Here is an 18529-nt window from a genome sequence, read left to right as displayed (position 1 = left end):
TCATGGGGGACCGAGGGGGAGGCCGTGCCATTTTTCATTCCCGTCGTGCTTATCGGCGTCGGTGTGGCGACCGGCGGTGGCGGGGCCGCCCTCGGCGCCAAAGGCGCGCATGACGTCAAGCGTTCCAAGGACCGGTGCAACGAGGCGGCCCGAGCCTACGAACGACGCCGGGCCCGGACCGAGGCCGCGCTGGCAGAGACGAACACCGCCCTGACGGCACTGAGGGAACAGCAGAGCCAGGCGCTCGTCGACGTCGTCGTGCGCATGGGCGACTTTCTGCGGCGCCACGAGCGGCAGGTGCGTGAGAGCGAGAGGCTGCTGGTCGAGGGCATCGACGCGACCATGGCGGAACTCCCCGGGCTTCGCGGCCTGGAGGCCGATGCGATGGCATGGATCGGCGGGGCCATCGGATCCGCCGTGGCGGGCGCGGGGGCGGGCGCCGGGATCACGGCGGCAGCGAGCAGCTTCGGAGTCGCGAGCACCGGAGCGGCGATCTCCGGTTTGTCGGGCGCCGCGGCCGAGAGCGCGACCCTCGCCCTACTGGGCGGCGGGTCGCTGGCGTCGGGTGGTGGTGGTGTGGCCCTGGGAGCTACCGCGCTCAACATCGTCACCATCGGTCCCGCGCTGCTCATCGGCGGCCTGTTCGTCAAGGGACAGGGCACGAAGGCGATCAGCCGGGCGAGGGAGTTCGAGGCGAAGACCGCCGTGGCCCTCGCTGAGCTCGATGAGACTGACGCCCGACTGGAGGGCGTCGACGCCCGGGCCGCGGAACTGCGCGTCCTCCTCACGGACCTCGCACTTCGAGCGCTCGACGCGCTGGAGTTGCTGGAGTCCGAGCCGTTCGACACACGAAAGCACGCCGTGCGCTTCCAGCGGGCCATGACACTGGCCATGGCGGTCCGTGACGTGGCGGCGACTCCGATCGTCGACGCCGAGGGCACGTTGAACGAGTCCAGCGCGAACCTCACCATCACGTACGGACCATTGATCGAGGAGACACGAAATGCCTGACAAGCCCAAGGTGCACGTAGGCAGGGTTGTCAACGCGACCAAGGGTCCCGGTTGGGCGATGGACGGCTTCACCGCGCTGAACCAGATCGTCGAAGCCGCCCGTGAGTGCATCCACATCCACGAGGTCGAGAGCACCAAGAGAGCCCGGATCGAGGCATACGAAGCCACGGAGGTCGCTCGCATCCGAGCTGCCGAAGCCGTCCTCAAGGACTACTTCGGCCGGGCCTTCGCGGAGCGGCGCAACCTCTACGAGGAGCTGTTCTCCCGGCTGGACAGGGCACTTGACGAGGGCAACGGTGAAGTGCTGCAAGCCGTCGTGCGCGGGATCGTCGACATCGCGAAGAGCTCGCCGCTCGCGGACATCGGAGACCTCTCCCAGATCCGGGCGGCACTGGACGACCCGGATCAAGTGTGGGAGCTCTGACCGCAGCGCGTTCTGAGGAGCCACCGCCGCCGGTACACGCTCCGGTCCGGCGACGGGAGCCGGAGCGGACCTACGCCGGCCCGGCGCGACGCAGGACCCACCGACGGTTGGCGCCCGGTGTCATGGCTTCCGCGCCGCGTCGGCGAGCAGTTTCAGGGCGAGCGCCTCCGTGGCCTCGTCCGCCTTCTCCGGGCTGCCGGTGTCGTAGGGCGGATCCGGGTCGTACTCGACGGCGAGTTGCATCGCGCGTGCCACGTCCTCGTCGGACAACCGGGCTGCCAGATGCAGCCCCATGTCGATGCCGGCCGAGACCCCTGCCGCCGTGATGATCTTCCCGGCCTCGACGAACCGGCCGGGCGTGTAGATGGCCCCAAGCTCCTTCAGATACGGGCGCGAGGCCCAGTACGTCGTGGCGGGCAGGCCGCGCAACAGGCCCGCGGCGCCCAGGATCAGCGAACCGGTGCACACCGACGTCGTCCAGACCGAGTGCCGGTGGACACGTCGGATCCACTCGTGGACGACGGTGTCCTCCATCATGGCCACGGTCCCGCGCTCCCCGCCCCCGGGCACCAGCAGGACGTCGGCCCGCCGCACGTCCCGCAGGGCGCGCTCGGCGACCAGCGCCAACTCGCCCGTGTCGGTGCGCACCGGCCCCCGCTCACGCGCCACCATGGTCACCCGCACGCCCGGCACCCGGCACAGCACCTCGTACGGCCCGACCGCGTCCAGCGCGGTGAACCCGTCGTACAGCAGCACCGCTACCCGCAGCCGCCCGGCTTCCGCTGCTCCCTCCTCGTCCCGCGCCGCGGCTGAGGCCGGAACGCCGGCACCGGCGCCGACCACCAGGCCCGCGCCCAGGGCACCCGTCACCGCCCCGCGCAGCACTCCGCGCCGGCTCCGACCAGGACCGTCCGCCATGACCCTCAACTCCTCGTTGTGCTGGCTGTGTTGACACACCAGGAGTCGTGAGGGAGGCCGGGAAAGTTCCCGAGGCCGTAGCCCTGAGGCCGAGCGGCACGACGGTCGTGATGGTGGCACTGACGCGCATGTCGGGGAACGCCCCCACCAGGATCAGCACTCTCGCCCTGCGGCACGTGATTCCGCACCCGCTCGCCATCGACCAGTGGGCAGAGGTCCGCCCGTTGATCGACGGCAGGGACGTGCTGGCCGAGATCCATCCCGGCGGAGCGTCGAGCTGCTCACGCGGGGACTGGTTCGGTCCGGCCGAGGGCTGGCCGTTGTCGGCGCATGAGGCACCCCGCCGCGTCGAACTGTCCAACAACAACTGTCACACGGGCTGTTGCGGAGGCGTGTTCGTCACCATCCACCGCCGGGATGACGAGGTGGTGTGGTCCTCATGGCAGAACACGAACGACATCCGGGTCCCCGTCCCCGCGGACGTCCGCTTCGACGCCGCTCAGTACGACGCGGAACTGAAGCGTGCCGTCGCCGACACCGGATGGGAAGAGCCCGTGGACACCGTCGCGCGGCTGGTGGCGCAGGAACTCGTGCACAGCGGCTGGTTCGAGCGCTGGGACTGCGTCGTGGACCGGGTGGAGCCTCGGCGCGAGGACCCCGCGGGAGTGGAGGTGTTCTTCAGGCACCGCCGGGCGTCACCCCGCGACCCCGGCTTCACGTTCGACCTGCCGGTCACCGATGACGTTCCGCCCGAGGAACAGGCACGGCGGTTCATCGCCCGGGTCACGGCCGACGACCCCTGCAAGACCGCCGAGCCGCTGTAGGCAACTTGCTCCTGGACCGGGCAACGGCACACCTACGCCCTCTGCGGGGCCGGATCGACGGCGCTGCGCACAGCGGTGGGGGCCACACCGCACACGTCCCGACGATATTGAGCAGGCGGTCGAGCGGTCGGCGGAAAGGGCCCTCGTAGCCCTTGATGCGGCGGGTCTCACGAGTCAGTTCGAAAGCTGGGCCAGTACGCTCCGCGCGCTAGTAGGTAAGAGCTCAGAGCTGCGGCGCCCTGACAGCGATCTCGAATCCGGAGGACTCGTCCCACGGAACCGCCCCCCACAGGCTCACCACGGCGGCCCAAATGCGGTGTACCAGAGCCCAGTCGGGGTTGTCTCCGCTGAGGGTGACGGTGGCCAGCAGGTCGCATCCCCAGATGCCCCGCTCGTCATCAGGCGATGCCGAGATCACGGACTCCGCGATCTCGGCTACGCCTACGCGCACCTCCAGCGTCAACAAGTCAGCGACTGGCCTGTCGCTGTCGCTGCTACCGGTACCGAGCCTGAACGCGGCGCTCGAATCCTCAATTGATTCCAAGCACTCGCCCACCAGACGGTGACCCCTCTCCAGGAGGTAGTCCAGCAGGCGATCAAGCGCCTCGACGCCTGTGGCTTCTCCAGAGCGGCAGAAGAAGCTGAGTTGATAGACCACGAGTCCCCCGTCGTCCGCGCTTGACCGGAAGCAGTTTCCGCAGCGTCATCATGCACGCCGCACCTGCGATCGATGTCGGCGGAGTCTTCAGGACCGAGTGCAGCCGCGCCGACTTGGTGGTCCTGGCTTCGAGTGCCCGCGTGCAGGCCACGTCCTGGCGCGCGCGAAACACCCGACTCGGGCTGTCAGGCTCGTCCGGCACATCGCCGAGCGGCTCAACTCCCCGGTTCAATCGGCCGTGGCCGGGCCGAACCAGGTGGTGAGGGCGGTCCGGAGGGCGGCGGGGTCGGGGGTGGTGCCGGCGTGTGCGGTCCAGGCGACGTGGCCGTCGGGGCGGATGAGGAGCGCGGCGGGGGCGGGGGTCCCGTCGACCGGCCAGACGGGCCAGTGGCCGGCCGTGGACCGGGCCTCGACGAGGTCGACGCGGTCGGCCCAGCTCTCGGCCGTGGCCGCCAGTGCGGTGTCACCGCGGAGGTCGAGCAGCACGGGGCGCGCGGTGCGCAGCAGTTCGTGGACGCGACACGGGCCGTCACCGGTCTTCAGATCGACGTCGGGGACCCGGCGGCCGGTCAGCGGGTGGTCGTCGCTCATGGGGTAGCGGAGGTCCAGCGCGGTGATCATGCCACCCAGGTGCCGGTTGACGTCGTCGTATGCGATGAGTGAACGGAGTACGTCGCGCAGCGCGTCGGTCTGCGGGCCCGGACGCGACAGCGCCGCCTGCGCCCGGGTGTTGTGCAGCACCCGCTCCGCGACGGGGTGCCGCTCGGCGTGGTAGCTGTCCAGCAGGGTCTCCGGCGCGCTGCCCTGCACCACCGAGGCGAGTTTCCAGCCGAGGTTGACCGCGTCCTGGACCCCCAGATTCAGTCCCTGGCCACCTGCCGGGAAGTGGATGTGAGCCGCGTCGCCCGCCAACAGCACCCGGCCTTCCCGGTACCGCTCGGCCTGCCGGGCCGCGTCACCGAACCGGGAGACCCAACGGGGACTGTGCATACCGAAGTCGGTGCCCGCGATCCTCAGCAGTGACTCCCGCAGCCCCTCGAACGTCACCGGTTCCTTCTGACCGGCGACACGGCCGTACTCCGTGGTGATCACCCGGTACCAGCCCGGCTCGAAGGCGAAGACCGAGAAGTCACCGCCCGTTCGCCGCTGCATGAAGAGCGACTCGGCGGGCGGATCGGCGAGTTCGACGTCGCCGAGCAGCGCGGTCAGGGTCGCCGGGGTGCCCGGGAAGCCGATGCCGGCGAGCTTGCGCACCGCGCTGCGCCCGCCGTCGCAGCCCACGAGGTAGCGGGCGCGCAGGGTCGAACGTGAGCCCTCCGGCCCTCCCACGTCGACCTCGACATCGGGGCCGTGCTGTCGGATCCCGGTCACCTCGGACGACCAGCGCACCCGTACACCGAGCTCGGTGGCCCACTCCTCCAGCAGCCGCTCGATGTGGGACTGCAGGAGCACCAGCGACCGGGCATGCCTGGTCTCGAACCGGTCGAAGTCCAGCCACAGCCCGGAGAAGTGCCCTATCGGGCGCGGTGTGCCGGCCGCCAGGAAGCGGTCCAGTACGCCCCGCTGGTCCAGCACTTCCATGGTCCGGGCGTGCATCCCGCCGGCCCGCGACTCACCGGTCCGCGCGGCGAGCCGGTCGGCCACCACCACGTCGACCCCCGCCAGCCGTAGTTCGCAGGCGAGCATCAGGCCCGTCGGCCCGGCGCCCGCGATCACCACATCCGTGTCCGTCGTCGTGTCGGTCATCTGCGTTTCCCCCTGCTTCGGTTCGGCTTCCAGCCGGCCGCGTCTAACGGCGTTAGAGACTCTAACGCCGTTAGAGGGTGCCCCTAACGGTGTTAGGGTGTCAAGGCTTCAGGAAGGAGGGAGCGGGATGAAGACCAACTCCGAGGTGATCGCCCGGACGGCGCTGCGACTGCTCGACGACGTCGGCCTCGACGGGCTCACCATGCGCCTCATCGCCCAGGACCTCGGCGTACGGGCCCCCACCCTCTACTGGCACATCAAGAACAAGCAGGAGCTGCTCGACGCCATGGCCACCCTGGTGTACGTCGAGGCGGCCGAGAGGCTGGAGCCGCCCCGCGACGGCTCCTCCTGGGAGGACTGGCTCGCCGACTGGGCCCGCCACCTGCGGCAGGCGATGCTGAGCCACCGGGACGGAGCCCGCGTCCTCGCCGGCACCTACGTGAACCACGAGAGCGTGCACCGGGCGGTGGAGCTGAACCTGCGAACCCTGCGGGATGCCGGCTTCACCCTCAGCGAGGCGGCACGCGGTTTCCCGACGGTCCTGCACTACACCATCGGCCACACCATCGAGGAGCAGGCCCACACCAGCGCGGCGTACGGCGACGACAACCCCTACGCCCCCGAGCGGCTCGCCGCGATGATCGACGCCGAACGCTTCCCCCTCACCGCCCAGGCGTCGAGCGACCTGCTCGGCATCGACGGCGACGCCGGCTTCGAATACGGGCTGCGCATCGTCGTGCTCGGTCTGCGCGCCGCCAGGGAGGAGCGGGAGCGCGGCTGACCCGGGGCGGGCACGCCTGCCGGGGCCGGGGCGTCAGAGCCAGGCCCGGCGACGACCTCCGTCAGGGAGGGGGGAGGCGCGCCGGTGCGGCTGAGGGGACAAGTGCGCCGGCCTGCCCGGTGCGGAGATCAGCTGTTGCAGGGGCATTGCCGCTCCACGGCACCCAAGAGCCAGGGGCACCGGGTTTCTCCGTCATCCGGTCAGAGTCTCGCGGTGCACTTGCCGCCCACTATGCCATTTGCAATGGCACACTCGCGGTGTGACTGATGACGATGTGGACTTCCTGCCAGGCGACGGCCCCACCAGCGGTATCTCTGTCACCCTGACCGCTGGCACTCTGCAGGCGATCCGTGAGCGGGTCGGCAAGCGGGGCGTCTCGGCCTACCTGGAGAAGGCGGCCCAGCGGCAGATCGAGCGGGACAACCTGGACGAGCTGATCGCGGACTTCGACAAGGTGCACGGCCCGGCCGACCCCGAGGCCGTGGCGGCCAAGCGTGCCCGGCTGACCGGGGGCGGTTCACATGCCGGGGCGGCCGCGTGAGCGGTGCCCTGGTCCTGGACAGCGAGGGCCTGGCGAAGGCCGTACAGCGTGATCGGGAGATCCACGAGTGGCTGACGGCGGCTCGCGACGCGGACCTGCCCGTGATCACCTCAGCCGCCGTGCTGGTCAAGGTGAGCCACCCGAAGATCAACGACGCCGCGCTGAAGTGGACCCTGTCCCGCCCGGCCGTCGAGCCGGTGACCCAGGCCGTCGCGCAATCCGCTGCCGCCTTGCTGCGTGCAGCGGGGCTGCACGGCCACAAGTACGCCATCGACGCCATGCTGTGCGCGACCGCCCTGCAGCACCCCGGCCGGGTGACGATCCTGGCTTCCGATGTAGAAGACATCGGGCTGCTCGCCGCCGAGCATCCGCGTGAGCGCGGAGAAAGTCTGAGCCGAGGCGCCTTGTAGAGAAGGTGCTCGCTGCGCGGACGCTGCTCTGAAGTGACCCGGGTGGGAGCAGTTACGACGCTAGGGAACTGGACCACGACGGACGACCACCGCAACCTGCCGCGTCAATCGGACGATCCGAACCGGCCTACTGGCTCCGGCTGATGGAATGGCTGGGCCGGTGTCCCAGCCGTGGACTGTCACGAGTGGCACCCAACCCGCTTTTGACAAGAAAGAAACCCCAAGTTGTTGACCTGGGGTTTCGCATGGAGCGGGTGACGAGAATCGAACTCGCGCTCTCAGCTTGGGAAGCTGATGTTCTACCATTAAACTACACCCGCGTAAGACGCCGACCGCAGTCGGTGTCGAATGCTCGCTCACTCTACCTCATCTCAGGCCCCCGGCGTCCGCGCCCTGGGGCCTGAGGGTGTTTCAGGCGTGGGATGCGGCTGCGGGGGAACGGAGTTGGGGCGTACGGTGGAGGAGCGTGAGAGGGGCCGGGCGGGACCGGAGTGCCGCCTGGAGGGTCGTCCCTTTGATCCCGTACTGTGGCTTTTGTCGTCAGGCAAGCAGCAGCCAGACGCGGCTCTTGGGGAAGGGACTCTTGGACTTGATGGAGCGCACCGTCGTCCGTTGTGCCGATGGGCACGTGTTCAGCACCGCTTCGTTCCCGATGCAGCAGGCCGAGCGGCTCGGCCCTGGGCGGCTGCTTCGGTGTCCGCGATGTGCGCGGCTCCGCAGCGTGGTGCCCGTCAGCTATCAGAAGCAGTAGCAGGAGCAGCGGTAACGGACAAAGGGCCGGGCAACCGGCACAAGGCGCGCGGAGACGTCCGGTTGTGGTCGCTCCGCGCGCCTTGCGTATCCTCGGGGCGTGCTTCTCTCTGACAAGGACATCCGGGCCGAGATCGACGCCGGGCGGGTGCGGATCGATCCGTATGACGACGCGATGGTGCAGCCGTCGAGCATCGATGTGCGGCTGGACCGCTACTTCCGGGTGTTCGAGAACCACCGTTACCCCCACATCGACCCCGCCATCGAGCAGGCCGATCTGACCCGGCTCGTGGAGCCGGAGGGCGACGAGCCGTTCATCCTGCACCCCGGCGAGTTCGTCCTCGCCAGCACCTACGAGGTCATCACCCTGCCCGACGACCTGGCCTCCCGGCTGGAGGGCAAGAGCTCGCTCGGGCGGCTGGGTCTCGTGACGCACTCCACCGCCGGCTTCATCGACCCCGGCTTCAGCGGGCACGTGACGCTGGAGCTGTCCAACCTCGCCACCCTGCCCATCAAGCTCTGGCCGGGCATGAAGATCGGGCAGCTGTGCATGTTCCGGCTCACCTCGCCCGCGGACTTCCCCTACGGCAGCGAGCGGTACGGGTCCCGGTACCAGGGGCAGCGTGGTCCGACCGCCTCCCGGTCCTTCCTCAACTTCCATCGGACCCAGGTGTGAGCCCGGAGATGAGCGACCCGGAGATGAGCGACCCGGACATGAGTGAGACGAGCACGGGCGGCGTGCGGGAGAACCTGACCTACGAGAAGTTCGGCGTCGCCGTGCGCGAGCTCGCGCAGGCCATCGCCGACGACGGCTACGAGCCGGACATAGTCCTCAGCATCGCCCGTGGCGGTGTCTTCGTGGCCGGCGGGCTCGCCTACGCCCTCGACTGCAAGAACATCCACCTGGTCAACGTGGAGTTCTACACCGGTGTGGGGACGACCCTCGAGATGCCCGTCATGCTCGCGCCCGTCCCCAACGTGATCGACTTCTCGCGGAAGAAGGTGCTGATCACCGACGACGTCGCCGACACCGGCAAGACGCTCAAGCTGGTGCGTGACTTCTGCCTCGACACCGTCGCCGAGGTGCGCAGCGCGGTCGTCTACGAGAAGTCGCAGTCACTGGTGAAGTGCGAGTACGTCTGGAAGCGGACCGACGACTGGATCAACTTCCCGTGGAGTGTCGAACCGCCCGTGGTCCGGCGGTCCGGCCAGGTGCTCGACGCCTGAGAGCGCCTGAGAGCGCCCGAACACGCCTGTATGCCTGAGAACGAGAGGGGCTCCCCGCGCCGGGGAGCCCCTCTCGTTCTCAAGGCGTCTGCCTCAGACCGTGCCCAGCTTCACGATCGACAGCAGCGCGATCAGCTGGATCGCCGACGCGCCGAGCGCCTTCGGCCAGGGCAGGTCGTGGGAGCGGCCGACCATGAGGGTCAGCAGTGCGCCGCCCGCGATCCAGGTGGCCCAGCCCAGCAGCTGGACGAACATCGCGTCGCCGCCCGCGAACATCGCGAAGACCAGGCGGGGCGCGTCCGTGAGGGACATGATCAGCATGGACAGGCCGACCGTGGGCTGCCAGGCGCCGTCGCCGCCGAGCTGGCGGGCCAGGGTGTGGGTGACGACACCCAGGACGAAGGCACTCAGCACCATCGCCACGGCCGTCGTCAGGACGATCGGCACCGCGTTCGACAGTGTGGCGTTTATCGCATCCGCGCGGGCGCCGTCGAAGCCGAAGACGGCGAGCAGGCCGTACAGGAACGTGACGACGAGGGCCGGGCCCCACATCGAGTAGTCCCGCATCTGGAGGAACGTCTGGTTGGGGGCCAGGACGATCCCCCGCAGCAGGGCCTTCCAGTGCAGGCGCGGGCCGATGGGGCCGGGCGGCGGGGCGGCCGAGCCGGCGCGGTAGGTGTCGCCCTGGGTGTAGGGGTCCTCGCCGACGGAGAAGGCCTGCGTGTGGCCCGGGTTGTTCGCCGCGTACGGGTCGGGCGGGCCCTGCGGGCCGGGCGGGTACGCGCCGTCGCCGAAGTACTCCGGCTCGCCCTGGCCGCCGTAGCCGCCGCCCTGCCCGGCGTGCGGCTGCGGCCACGCCGGGCCGCCGCCGCTGCCGTGCGGCGGCTGCTGCGGGTACGGCTGTGGCGCCGGCGGGTAGCCGTACGACGGCCCCTGCGGCGTCTGCTGCCCGTACGAAGGGTTGTGCGGTCGCGTCTGAGGAGCGCCGTTGTCACGGCCGCGTCCGATCCTGAATCCAGCCACGTCTTCGAACGTACCTGGTCCCGCGCGGTGGCGTGCCGGGCCCGGGGTTCCGGGCCCGGCTTTGCGGCCGAGCTGTGACATCCCTTAAGGGACCGGGACTTGGGGGGCCCGTGGGGTCTCAGGGTTCGGCCGTACGGGTAGGGCGCCGGGCTCGGCCCGGCCCGGCCCGGCCGGAGCCGGGCCGGTTCCCCCGGGGCCGGTCAGTCGGCGAAGCCGCCGCCGAGCTCCGGCAGGGCGATCGCGCCGGTCTTGGTCGGGACCGTGCCCGTGCCCGGCATGAGCAGCGCTCCGTTCGCCGCGCCGACGGCCAGGTCGGCCCGGCCGTCGCCGGTCAGGTCGCGCAGGCGCAGGGCGTAGCCGAAGGCCGAGTCGGAGTCGGCCGGGCCGAGCACCGTCTGGGCGATCCACGAGGAGCGCGCGCCGCTGAGCCCGCCGGAGCCGCCGCGGAAGACGTGCACCCCGCCCTGGTCCTGGTCGCCCGCGACGTCCTCGTGCGGGACGCCGACCGCGAGGTCCGCGTAGCCGTCGCCGTTGGTGTCGGCGGCCGAGATGGCGTAGCCGAAGTTGTCGTCGGCCTCCGGGCTGCCGGAGACGCCCGAGGTGGCCTGGGTGAGGGTGACCGACGTGCCCGGGCCCGACGAGGTGCCGCGCCAGATCGTGACCGCGCCCTTGCCGTTGTCCTTGTCGGGCACGCCGAGGGCGATGTCGCCGTAGCCGTTCTTGTCGAAGTCGCCGATGACGGGGCTCGGGTACAGGCCCTCCTGCCGGTCGCTGAGGGTCTTGGAGGCGCCCGAGGAGAGGCCGGAGGAGGTGCCCTTCAGGTACCAGGCGCGCTCGCGGATCCGGCTGTCGTCGACCTCCGTGCCGATCACCACGAGGTCCGTCCTGCCGTCCCCGTCGACCTTTCCGGCGGCGAGGGCGGTGGAGTACCAGCCGCCGGAGCTCTTGTCGATCTTGCTGACCTTGCCGGTGGTGCCCGACTTGGTGAAGGGGCCGCGGTACAGCCACGCCTCCTCGCCGCCGATCACGGCCAGGTCGGGGGAGCCGTCGCCGGTGAAGTCGCCGGTCGCCAGGTCGCGGCCGAAGTGGCCGAAGCGCCCGCCCGCGCCGCCGACGGGGGCGAGGTTGGTGCCGCCGGACAGGCCGGACCTCGAACCCCACAGGACGGTGACGGTGCCGCGGTAGTCGTCGCCGCCCACGTGCTCGGTGGGGTTGCCGACGACGAGGTCCGCGTAACCGTCCTTGTTGAGGTCGGCGCTCGCCAGGGACGCGCCGAACTGGTCGTCCTCCTCACCGGAGCCGGGGACGCCGGCGCTGTCCTGGTGGAAGCGCTTCGGGTGGGCGGTGTCGAGGCCGGTGGCGGTGCCGTACACGACCGTGATCGTGCCGCCCTCGCGGTCGACGTCGTCGTAGCCGCCGTAGGCGAGGTCGCGGCGGCCGTCGCCGTTGAAGTCGTCGTAGTGCCTGGCCGGCGCCGCGGCGGCGGGGCCGGTGAGGAACACGGGGGTGACGCCGGTCGCCAGCAGGGCGGCGACCAGGGCGGTCGTTGTGGATCTGCGCATGGGGATCTCCTGGTTCGTCAGCCGGTGAGGCCGGTGCCGAAGGCGCCGTAGGAACGGGTCTGGCCGAGGCTGCCGGGGCCGAAGGTGCGGGCGCCGTCGGCGACGGGGCCGTCGGCCGAGCCGCGCAGGGCGGTGATCGCGCCGACGCCCTCGTCCTCGAAGCCGGCGGTGACGGTGAACTCGGCGTGGCCGTCCTTGCTGACGTCGGTCAGCAGGACGTCGGAGCCGAAGTAGTCGATGGCCTCGGCCGAGCCCGGGACGCCGGCGGTGTCCTGGGTGAGGGTGCGGGCGCCGGTGCGCGAGAGGCCGGAGGCGGAGCCGTTCATCAGGACCGTGGCGCCGGCGTCCTCGACGGTGCCGATGTCCTCGAAGACGACACCGATGGCGAGGTCGCCGTAGCCGTCGCCGTTGGTGTCGCCGATGGAGACCGCGTTGCCGAAGCCGTCGTTCGCCTCGTCGGCGCCGGGGACGCCCTCGGAGTCCTGGGTGAGTTCGGCCATGGGCGCGTCGCCGTTGACCGGGCCGCCCTCGGAGCCGCGGATGACGACGACCCGGCCGCCGAGGCTGCCGCCGTGGTCGTCGTCCTTCGTGAAGACGTTGCCGAGGGCGATCTCGTCGAAGCCGTCGCCGTCGATGTCGCCCAGGGCGAGGGACGTGCCGCCGTTCAGGGGGCGCGGGGCGGAGGTGTCCGGGCCGGTGGGGGAGCCGAGGTAGGCGACGCCCTTGGACCAGCTGCCCGACGCGTCCGAGTCGAGGTGGACCCGGTAGGTGAGGACCAGGTCCGAGCGGCCGTCCTTGTTCGTGTCGCCCGCGTCCATGGCGTCGACGAGATACGCCGGCTCCGGTGTGGAGATCTTCTGCGCGGCGCCGGTGGCGCCGGCCGTGGTGAAGGGCCCGCGTACGGCGTACACGTGCGACGAGCCGGTGCCGACGGCCAGGTCGGCCTTGCCGTCCCCGTCGAAGTCGCCGGCGGTCAGCAGCCTGCCCCAGTTGTCGTGTCCGGAGACGGCCGGGTCCTTGACCGTGGTGCCGCCGGCCAGGCCGCTCGCGGAGCCCCACAACACGGTGACCGAGCCGCCGTCCTCGTCCGTGCCGACGTCCTCGCCGGAGGAGCCGACCGCGAGGTCGGTGTAGCCGTCGCCGTTGAGGTCGGCCACGGCGAGGGCGTCACCGAAGGTGTCCTCGGCCTCCGCGGCACCGGGCACTCCGGCAGTGTTCTGGCTGATCACCGTGTGCTTGGCCGGGTCGAGGCCGGTGGCGCCGCCGTAGACCACGGCGACGTAGCCGGCCATGCCCAGGCCGTCGACCTTGGCGTACGGGGCGGCGAACGCGATGTCGCCGTAGCCGTCGCCGTTGAAGTCGGCCCTGGGGCCGGTGCCGGGCGCGGCGGTGGCGGCCGTCACGGGCAGCGCCGTGAGCAGGCCGGAGGTCAGCGCCGTGGCCAGGAGGAGGGTGCGCTTGCGCATCGGGGTCCTCGTCGGATCGTCGGGTCGGGTGGTGGTGGTCAGGAGGTGAGCGCGGTGCCGTAGCCCGGGGCGCCGGCCGTGGAGATGCCGGTCGTGCCCGGGCCGAAGGAGATCGAGCCGGTGGCCGTCGGGCCGGTCGCGGTGGAGCGCAGGGACCAGACCGCGCCGTCGCCCCCGTCCTCGCCGGGCGCGGAGACGGACAGGTCGGCGCGGCGGTCGCCGGTGTGGTCGGTGAGCGTGACGCGCTCGCCGAACCGGTCGCCCTGCTCCGAGGTGCCGGGCACTTCGGCGGTGTTCTGGGTGTACGAGGTCGCGCCCTTGGTGGTGAGGCCGGACGCCGAGCCGCGCAGCACGGTGACGGCCCCGGCGGAGCCGTTCTCGCCCGCCGCGCCGATGGCCAGGTCGGCGTACCCGTCGCCGTCGGTGTCACCGAGGGAAACGCCGCTGCCGAAGCGGTCGCCCTTCTCGGAGGCGCCGGGCACACCGGCGGTGTCCTGGGTGAGGACGAGCGGGGCCCGGTCCGGGTCGGGGCCCTCGGGGCCGCCGTAGACGACGGAGACCTTGCCGCCGAGCGCGCCCGCCGGGTCGGCGGAGGTCTCCCGGTCGTTGCCCACGGCGATGTCGTCGTGACTGTCGCCGTCGATGTCCCCGACGGCGGAGACGTAGCCGGCCGGCAGCCGCCGCAGCCAGTCGGTGTAGTTGCTGATCTTCATGTCGGCCAGGGCGGTGGCCGCGTCGTCGGTGCGCGCGGCGCGGCCGTGCACGACCACCCGGGGGTGGCCGTCGCCGGTGATGTCACCGGCGGAGAGGTGCGTGACGCCGTAGGAGGAGGCCCAGCCGTCGTTGCGCGATCCCGAACCGCCGTTGGACGCGCTGGTCCGGGTGATCGGGCCGGCCACGAGCGAGAGGGTGACCGGCCCGGTGGAGCCCACGGCGACGTCGGTGTCACCGTCGCCGTCGAAGTCACCGGCGGCCAGGGTCTGGCCGTAACGGTCGTAGTCGGTGCTGAAGAAGCTGAACAGCGTACGGGCGCCGGACAGGCCGGAGGCGCCGCCCCAGACGATGGCGACCGTGCCGTCGTTGGTGTCGCCGCCGTCCTCGCCGGGCGTGCCGACGAGCAGGTCGGCGTAGCCGTCGGTGTTCAGGTCGGCGGAGGCGAGCGCGGCACCGAAGGCGTCGTCGGCCTCGGCGGCGCCCGGCACACCGGCGGTGTTCTGGGTGAGGACCGTGCGGGTGGAGGTCTTCGGGCCGCTCGTGCTGCCGTAGACGACGGTCACGGCGCCCGCCTTGGCCTGACCCGAGACCGTGGCGCCCGGCGCGCCGATCGCGAGGTCGGTGCGGCCGTCGCCGTTGAAGTCGTAGGGGGCGGCGGCCGTCGCGGCGTGCGCGGCGGGGGCGCAGAGCGTGAGGGCGAGCGGGGTCAGGGCCGCGGCGAGGACGGCCGCGGTGGCGCGGCTGCGCAAGGGGGTACGGGCCTGACGGGGGAGCCGATGGGGGGTCACTGGGCCACCGCCGAGCCGAGGCTGACGCTGCCCTTGAGGGCGAGGGTGCCGGCGGTGATGCCCTGCGCGCCGCTCGTGGTCAGGCCGGAGGCGGAGCCGCGCAGGGTCCACAGGCCGCCCGTGGAGTTCTCGCCGTGGACACCGACGGCCAGGTCCGCCTTGCCGTCCTTCGTCACGTCGGTCAGGTCGAGCGCGGACCCGAAGCGGTCCCCGGACTCGGCGGAGCCGGGCACCCCGGCGGTGTCCTGGGTGTACGACGTCACGCCACCGGCGGTCTTGAGCCCGGAGGCGGAGCCGAACAGCACGGTCACCGATCCGGCGTCCCGCGCCGAGCCGATGTCCTCGCCCGGGGCGCCGACCACGACGTCGGTGTAGCCGTCGCCGTTGATGTCGCCGGTGCTCACCGCGCTGCCGAAACTGTCGTCGGCCTCACCGGCACCGGGCACGCCCGTGGTGTCCTGGTGCACGACGGTCGGCTGCTGCGCCGGGTCGGGGCCGTTCGGGCCGCCGTACCAGACGGTGATCTGGCCGCCCTTGTGGCCGCCGGGCTTGAGGTCGTACGGGTCCGTGGGGTCGCCGAGGACGAGGTCGCCGTAGCCGTCGCGGTTGATGTCGCCGATGGAGCCGGGGTAGCCGTCGGCGTTCGGCAGATCGGCCATCTTGTACGTCGTGCCGTTCCACCGGAAGTAGTCGATCTCGCCGCCGGTGTCGCCGTCCACGTTGAACGGGTACACGCGTTCGGCCGCGCCGTCTCCGGTGAGGTCGCCCGCGATCACCTCGAACGTGGTGCCGACCTCGCCGACGCGGAGGTGGTTCAGCGGGCCGCCGGTGCGGGTGAAGGGGCCGTTGTAGAGGCGGGTGTGGCTCTGGCCGGTGAGGGTGACGTCCGTGTCGCCGTCGCCGTCGAAGTCACCGGTCGCGATGCCCCGGGAGAAGTTGCCGTACTCGGCGAGCGTCGACGGCTGGGGCAGGCCTTTGCCGCTGGTCAGGCCGGACGCGCTGCCCCACAGGACGGTGCCGGAGCCGACGCTGTCCCGGTCGCCCACGGTCTCGCTGCTGGCGCCGACGACGAGGTCGGAGTAGCCGTCCCGGTCCAGGTCCCCGGCGGCCAGGGCGGAGCCGAACAGGTCGCCGGACTCGGCGGTGCCGGGCACCCCGGCGGAGTTCTGGGTGATGACGGCCCTGCGGGCGGCCGAGGCACCGGACGACGAACCGTACAGCACGACGACCGCGCCGGCGCAGGAGGCCGAGCCGACGTCGGCGCACGGGGCGCCGACCGCGACATCGCGGTATCCGTCCCCGTTGAAGTCCCCGGCGAGGCCGGAGGGGGCGGCGGTGGCGGGGGTGGTGGTGAGCAGGCCGGTGGTGAGGCCGGCGGCCAGCAGAAGGGTGCGCTTGCGCAAGGTGGGGCTCCGGGTGGGAAGGAGCCGGACCTGGGAGGCCCGGCCCCGAGGGGATGCGGGTGGCTCCGCCGGGCGCGCGGCCTGGGGGAGCGGGGTGAGGTGGTCGCCGTGGGGCGGGGGCTCGGTGTCGTGCGGTGGGGTGACGTGGTCGCCGTGGTCGACGTGGTGCGAGGCGGCGCCGTCGTCGTGAGCGGCTCGGTGGGGCGGGTGGCTCCGCCGGGTCCGTCGGGTCCGCCGGGTCCGGGGGGCTCAGTTGGCGGATTAGTCGCCGCGGTTCGGGTGGCCCGTCGTCGAGACGCCCGAGACGCCCGAGACGCCTGAGACGCCCGAGTCGCCGGGGGAGGCGGTGGGTGAACCCGTGGCGGCGGCTGTCGTCGTGCCGCCGGACGGCGGGCGGAGAACGAACCTGCCGGAGAGCCCCGCCGTGTCGTCGCCGGGGCCGTCGCCGTCGAGGCCGGCCCACGGGGCACGGGCGCCGGGCGGCGTGGCCGCGGCGGCGGTCGCCAGGGAGCGCCGCGGGCCGCGGTGCCGGGCCGGGCGGGCCGGTGCGTGCCGGTGCCCCGAGGGGGGCTCGTGCTGCTGCATGCGGGTCTCCTGCTGCATGCGGGGGATGCCTGGCGGACATCCACAGTCGATGAAGGGCCGACCGTCCGCGTTCGCCGGGGATTGTCCGGGCGTTCACGGGCGTTCGGCGATCAAGAGACCCGCGGGGTGACGTAAGGGTTGTACGTGAGTTCGGTTAATTCCTCGGCAGCCGGGCGCCGGTGGGATCGGGATGGCAGGGGTGGCCGCCCCAGCCGGCCCGGCAGGCCGTCATGGCCGCTGCCGGACCCGGTAGCGCAGGTGCAGCACCCGGTCGCCCTGGATCACGACGTACGGGTCGTCGAGCAGGCACCGGGCGTCCGCCGAGCCGAAGTACCGCTTGCCCGAGCCGAAGACGACCGGCACGACGTCCATCGCCACCTCGTCGACCAGGCCGAGGGCGAACGCCTGACCGCCGACGTCGCCCGCCGCCACGCCGACGTCACGGTCCTCGCCGGTCAGCTCCCTGGCCTTGGCGACGGCCTCCGCCACGCCGTCGACGAAGTGGAACGGCGCGTCCGGGTGCCAGCCGACGGGGCGGGGCCGGTGCGAGACCACCACGACGTGCTCGCCCGCCGGGGGGACGCCTTCCCACCCGTTGGTCATGTCGAAGACGTGCCGGCCGACGACGAGCGCGCCGATCCTCGCCATGGCCGGACCGACGTAGTCGGCGGAGGCCCTGGACACCTTGGCGTATTGGTTGATCGCGACATCGCCGTTGCCGTACCAGTCGAAGAGGGGGCCCACGTCGTCGTCCGGGCCGGCGATGAAGCCGTCGACGGAGACGACGTTGTGCATGACGACGGTGGTCATGGGAGCTCCTCGGGCCGGGCGGGGCCTGGGGCGGCACCCGCTGGAGGGTGGACCGCCCGCGGCGGCGGAACTCATCGGAGCTCCGGCCGCCGTTCCGGTGCGGGCGCCCGCGGCCCGCCCTGGCGCAGGGCGGGGCCGGTGCTTCCCGGCCTAGGCCGGGCCGGGCTCGGGCACGGCCGTCTTCGCCGTCAGCCCCCGGGACTGCCAGGCTTTGTCGCGCAGCTTGAACAGGGCCCAGTAGCGGGTCGGGCACAGCAGCACGACGTTCATGAACACCGAGCCGGGGTGCCGAGTACTCCCCCCGTACCACCCCTGTCAGAAACGCCCTTGCAGCACCTTGTGAGCGCTGTACGCCTCGATGACTCCCTGGATCGTGCGGAGGTCGTCCGCGAAGGAGGCGGACTTCCACTTCGCCTTCGTGCCGTCGAGGTGGACCAGGTCCAGCCATACGGTCAGAGTCGCGAAGGAGCTGCTGGAGGAGGTGCTCGCGCTCGCCTTCAGCGTGACGCCGGCCAGCGAGCGGAAGTCGACGACCGTCGGCGGCTTGCGCTCGTCCTTGTATTCGACGACCCCGTCCGGGGTGATGACCAGCAGCGGGTCCGGATCCTCCGACGTACCGCGCAGGAAGCCGGACACCTTCCCCCGCTTCTTGGTGAAGACCCGCCAGCTCGCCGGTACGGGACCTCTGCGCGCCTGCGCGAGGATCTCTCGTGGATCCGTCATGCCCACCTCCGGACTCCCACGGTGTCGAGCGGCCCGCGCGGTGAGCGTGGCCGTCCGGGTCCCCGAGAAAATCTTCGGCGCCCCGACCGATGCGCGCCACTCCGGCGTCGTCGTGCGGGACGAACGTCCCGCACGTGGCGCGGGGCGCGGGGCCGGGGGACGCGA

20 protein-coding genes and 1 tRNA gene are annotated in these 18529 nt (G+C 71.8%); 8 read left to right on the top strand and 13 right to left on the bottom strand.

Translation table 11 applies throughout. The annotated features are described in order from the left end of the window. Window positions 1–45: 45 nt before the first annotated feature. Complete coding sequence (locus AC0665_RS14780) at window positions 46–1011, top strand: hypothetical protein (protein ID WP_478705118.1); 966 nt, start codon at window positions 46–48, stop codon at window positions 1009–1011. Beyond that, window positions 1004–1435: a hypothetical protein gene (locus AC0665_RS14775; RefSeq protein WP_468408333.1), complete on the top strand. Its 432-nt coding sequence runs from the start codon at window positions 1004–1006 to the stop codon at window positions 1433–1435. Before AC0665_RS14780 ends, AC0665_RS14775 begins: the two co-directional genes overlap by 8 nt. Window positions 1436–1555: 120 nt before the next feature. Here the strand turns inward: AC0665_RS14775 and AC0665_RS14770 are convergent, their stop codons facing one another. Next, window positions 1556–2353 (bottom strand): DJ-1/PfpI family protein, encoded by a 798-nt coding sequence (locus AC0665_RS14770; RefSeq protein ID WP_478705117.1) that lies wholly within the window; start codon window positions 2351–2353, stop codon window positions 1556–1558. Window positions 2354–2481: 128 nt separating this feature from the next. Between AC0665_RS14770 and AC0665_RS14765 the strand changes: the two genes are divergently transcribed. Next, window positions 2482–3177, top strand: coding sequence for a hypothetical protein (locus tag AC0665_RS14765; protein WP_478705116.1), 696 nt, complete (start codon window positions 2482–2484; stop codon window positions 3175–3177). 223 nt (window positions 3178–3400) lie between these two features. On the opposite strand, the gene AC0665_RS14760 is transcribed toward AC0665_RS14765, so the two are convergent. After that, on the bottom strand, window positions 3401–3835 hold the full coding sequence (locus AC0665_RS14760) for a hypothetical protein (RefSeq protein ID WP_478705115.1): 435 nt from the start codon (window positions 3833–3835) through the stop codon (window positions 3401–3403). A 228-nt stretch (window positions 3836–4063) separates the two neighbouring features. After that, window positions 4064–5581: an FAD-dependent monooxygenase gene (locus tag AC0665_RS14755; RefSeq protein ID WP_478603273.1), complete on the bottom strand. Its 1518-nt coding sequence runs from the start codon at window positions 5579–5581 to the stop codon at window positions 4064–4066. A gap of 127 nt (window positions 5582–5708) precedes the next feature. Between AC0665_RS14755 and AC0665_RS14750 the strand changes: the two genes are divergently transcribed. The 3 genes from AC0665_RS14750 (at window position 5709) to AC0665_RS14740 (ending at window position 7313) form a co-directional block, all read left to right on the top strand. Next, entirely contained in the window at window positions 5709–6362 is a 654-nt protein-coding gene (locus AC0665_RS14750; protein ID WP_468408357.1) for a TetR/AcrR family transcriptional regulator C-terminal domain-containing protein, read from the top strand. Between the two features lie 259 nt (window positions 6363–6621). Further along, on the top strand, window positions 6622–6903 hold the full coding sequence (locus tag AC0665_RS14745) for a hypothetical protein (protein ID WP_367560061.1): 282 nt from the start codon (window positions 6622–6624) through the stop codon (window positions 6901–6903). Next, window positions 6900–7313 carry a DNA-binding protein gene (locus AC0665_RS14740; RefSeq protein WP_478705114.1) on the top strand — a complete coding sequence of 138 codons (414 nt, stop codon included), beginning with the start codon at window positions 6900–6902 and terminating at the stop codon, window positions 7311–7313. The genes AC0665_RS14745 and AC0665_RS14740 overlap by 4 nt, the downstream gene beginning before the upstream one ends. Window positions 7314–7559: 246 nt before the next feature. On the opposite strand, the gene AC0665_RS14735 is transcribed toward AC0665_RS14740, so the two are convergent. Further along, window positions 7560–7633, bottom strand: a tRNA-Gly gene (locus tag AC0665_RS14735). Window positions 7634–8163: 530 nt separating this feature from the next. On the opposite strand from AC0665_RS14735, the gene dcd reads away from it, so the two are divergent. Together dcd and AC0665_RS14725 are read left to right on the top strand one after the other, a co-directional pair. Further along, window positions 8164–8739, top strand: coding sequence for a dCTP deaminase (gene dcd / locus AC0665_RS14730; protein ID WP_363117436.1), 576 nt, complete (start codon window positions 8164–8166; stop codon window positions 8737–8739). Window positions 8740–8762: 23 nt separating this feature from the next. Further along, window positions 8763–9290, top strand: a complete 528-nt coding sequence (locus AC0665_RS14725) for a phosphoribosyltransferase (RefSeq protein ID WP_468635151.1) — start codon at window positions 8763–8765, stop codon at window positions 9288–9290. A gap of 93 nt (window positions 9291–9383) precedes the next feature. Here the strand turns inward: AC0665_RS14725 and AC0665_RS14720 are convergent, their stop codons facing one another. From AC0665_RS14720 to AC0665_RS14680, 9 genes are all read right to left on the bottom strand, one after another. Further along, a complete protein-coding gene (locus AC0665_RS14720; protein WP_468408365.1) occupies window positions 9384–10394 on the bottom strand; it encodes a Yip1 family protein in 1011 nt (336 codons plus the stop codon). Between the two features lie 119 nt (window positions 10395–10513). Further along, on the bottom strand, window positions 10514–11875 hold the full coding sequence (locus AC0665_RS14715; RefSeq protein ID WP_468408367.1) for an FG-GAP-like repeat-containing protein: 1362 nt from the start codon (window positions 11873–11875) through the stop codon (window positions 10514–10516). A gap of 17 nt (window positions 11876–11892) precedes the next feature. Further along, window positions 11893–13341, bottom strand: a complete 1449-nt coding sequence (locus AC0665_RS14710) for an FG-GAP repeat domain-containing protein (protein WP_478705113.1) — start codon at window positions 13339–13341, stop codon at window positions 11893–11895. A gap of 38 nt (window positions 13342–13379) precedes the next feature. Next, entirely contained in the window at window positions 13380–14804 is a 1425-nt protein-coding gene (locus tag AC0665_RS14705) for a hypothetical protein (protein ID WP_468634839.1), read from the bottom strand. Window positions 14805–14839: 35 nt separating this feature from the next. Then, a complete protein-coding gene (locus AC0665_RS14700) occupies window positions 14840–16246 on the bottom strand; it encodes an FG-GAP-like repeat-containing protein (protein ID WP_478705112.1) in 1407 nt (468 codons plus the stop codon). Between the two features lie 261 nt (window positions 16247–16507). Next, window positions 16508–16831 carry a hypothetical protein gene (locus tag AC0665_RS14695; RefSeq protein ID WP_478705111.1) on the bottom strand — a complete coding sequence of 108 codons (324 nt, stop codon included), beginning with the start codon at window positions 16829–16831 and terminating at the stop codon, window positions 16508–16510. A gap of 228 nt (window positions 16832–17059) precedes the next feature. Beyond that, the gene (locus AC0665_RS14690) at window positions 17060–17641 is read right to left on the bottom strand and encodes a dihydrofolate reductase family protein (protein ID WP_478603289.1); all 582 of its coding nucleotides are present in this window, start codon (window positions 17639–17641) and stop codon (window positions 17060–17062) included. Between the two features lie 150 nt (window positions 17642–17791). Continuing rightward, on the bottom strand, window positions 17792–17917 hold the full coding sequence (locus AC0665_RS14685; RefSeq protein ID WP_478603291.1) for a hypothetical protein: 126 nt from the start codon (window positions 17915–17917) through the stop codon (window positions 17792–17794). 39 nt (window positions 17918–17956) lie between these two features. Further along, a complete protein-coding gene (locus AC0665_RS14680) occupies window positions 17957–18364 on the bottom strand; it encodes a hypothetical protein (protein WP_468634847.1) in 408 nt (135 codons plus the stop codon). Window positions 18365–18529: the final 165 nt, after the last annotated feature.

The sequence above is a fragment of the Streptomyces sp. NPDC043685 genome (genome assembly GCF_056436585.1).
This window is presented reverse-complemented; position numbering and strand designations above follow the sequence as displayed.

Coding starts and splice junctions, on each gene's coding strand:
- AC0665_RS14775 (WP_468408333.1), top strand. CDS start 1,004: ATGCCTGACAAGCCCAAGGTGCACGTAGGCAGGGTTGTCAACGCGACC.
- AC0665_RS14770 (WP_478705117.1), bottom strand. CDS start 2,353: ATGGCGGACGGTCCTGGTCGGAGCCGGCGCGGAGTGCTGCGCGGGGCG.
- AC0665_RS14765 (WP_478705116.1), top strand. CDS start 2,482: ATGTCGGGGAACGCCCCCACCAGGATCAGCACTCTCGCCCTGCGGCAC.
- AC0665_RS14755 (WP_478603273.1), bottom strand. CDS start 5,581: ATGACCGACACGACGACGGACACGGATGTGGTGATCGCGGGCGCCGGG.
- AC0665_RS14750 (WP_468408357.1), top strand. CDS start 5,709: ATGAAGACCAACTCCGAGGTGATCGCCCGGACGGCGCTGCGACTGCTC.
- AC0665_RS14725 (WP_468635151.1), top strand. CDS start 8,763: ATGAGCGACCCGGACATGAGTGAGACGAGCACGGGCGGCGTGCGGGAG.
- AC0665_RS14720 (WP_468408365.1), bottom strand. CDS start 10,394: ATGTCACAGCTCGGCCGCAAAGCCGGGCCCGGAACCCCGGGCCCGGCA.
- AC0665_RS14715 (WP_468408367.1), bottom strand. CDS start 11,875: ATGCGCAGATCCACAACGACCGCCCTGGTCGCCGCCCTGCTGGCGACC.
- AC0665_RS14710 (WP_478705113.1), bottom strand. CDS start 13,341: ATGCGCAAGCGCACCCTCCTCCTGGCCACGGCGCTGACCTCCGGCCTG.
- AC0665_RS14695 (WP_478705111.1), bottom strand. CDS start 16,831: ATGCAGCAGCACGAGCCCCCCTCGGGGCACCGGCACGCACCGGCCCGC.
- AC0665_RS14690 (WP_478603289.1), bottom strand. CDS start 17,641: ATGACCACCGTCGTCATGCACAACGTCGTCTCCGTCGACGGCTTCATC.
- AC0665_RS14680 (WP_468634847.1), bottom strand. CDS start 18,364: ATGACGGATCCACGAGAGATCCTCGCGCAGGCGCGCAGAGGTCCCGTA.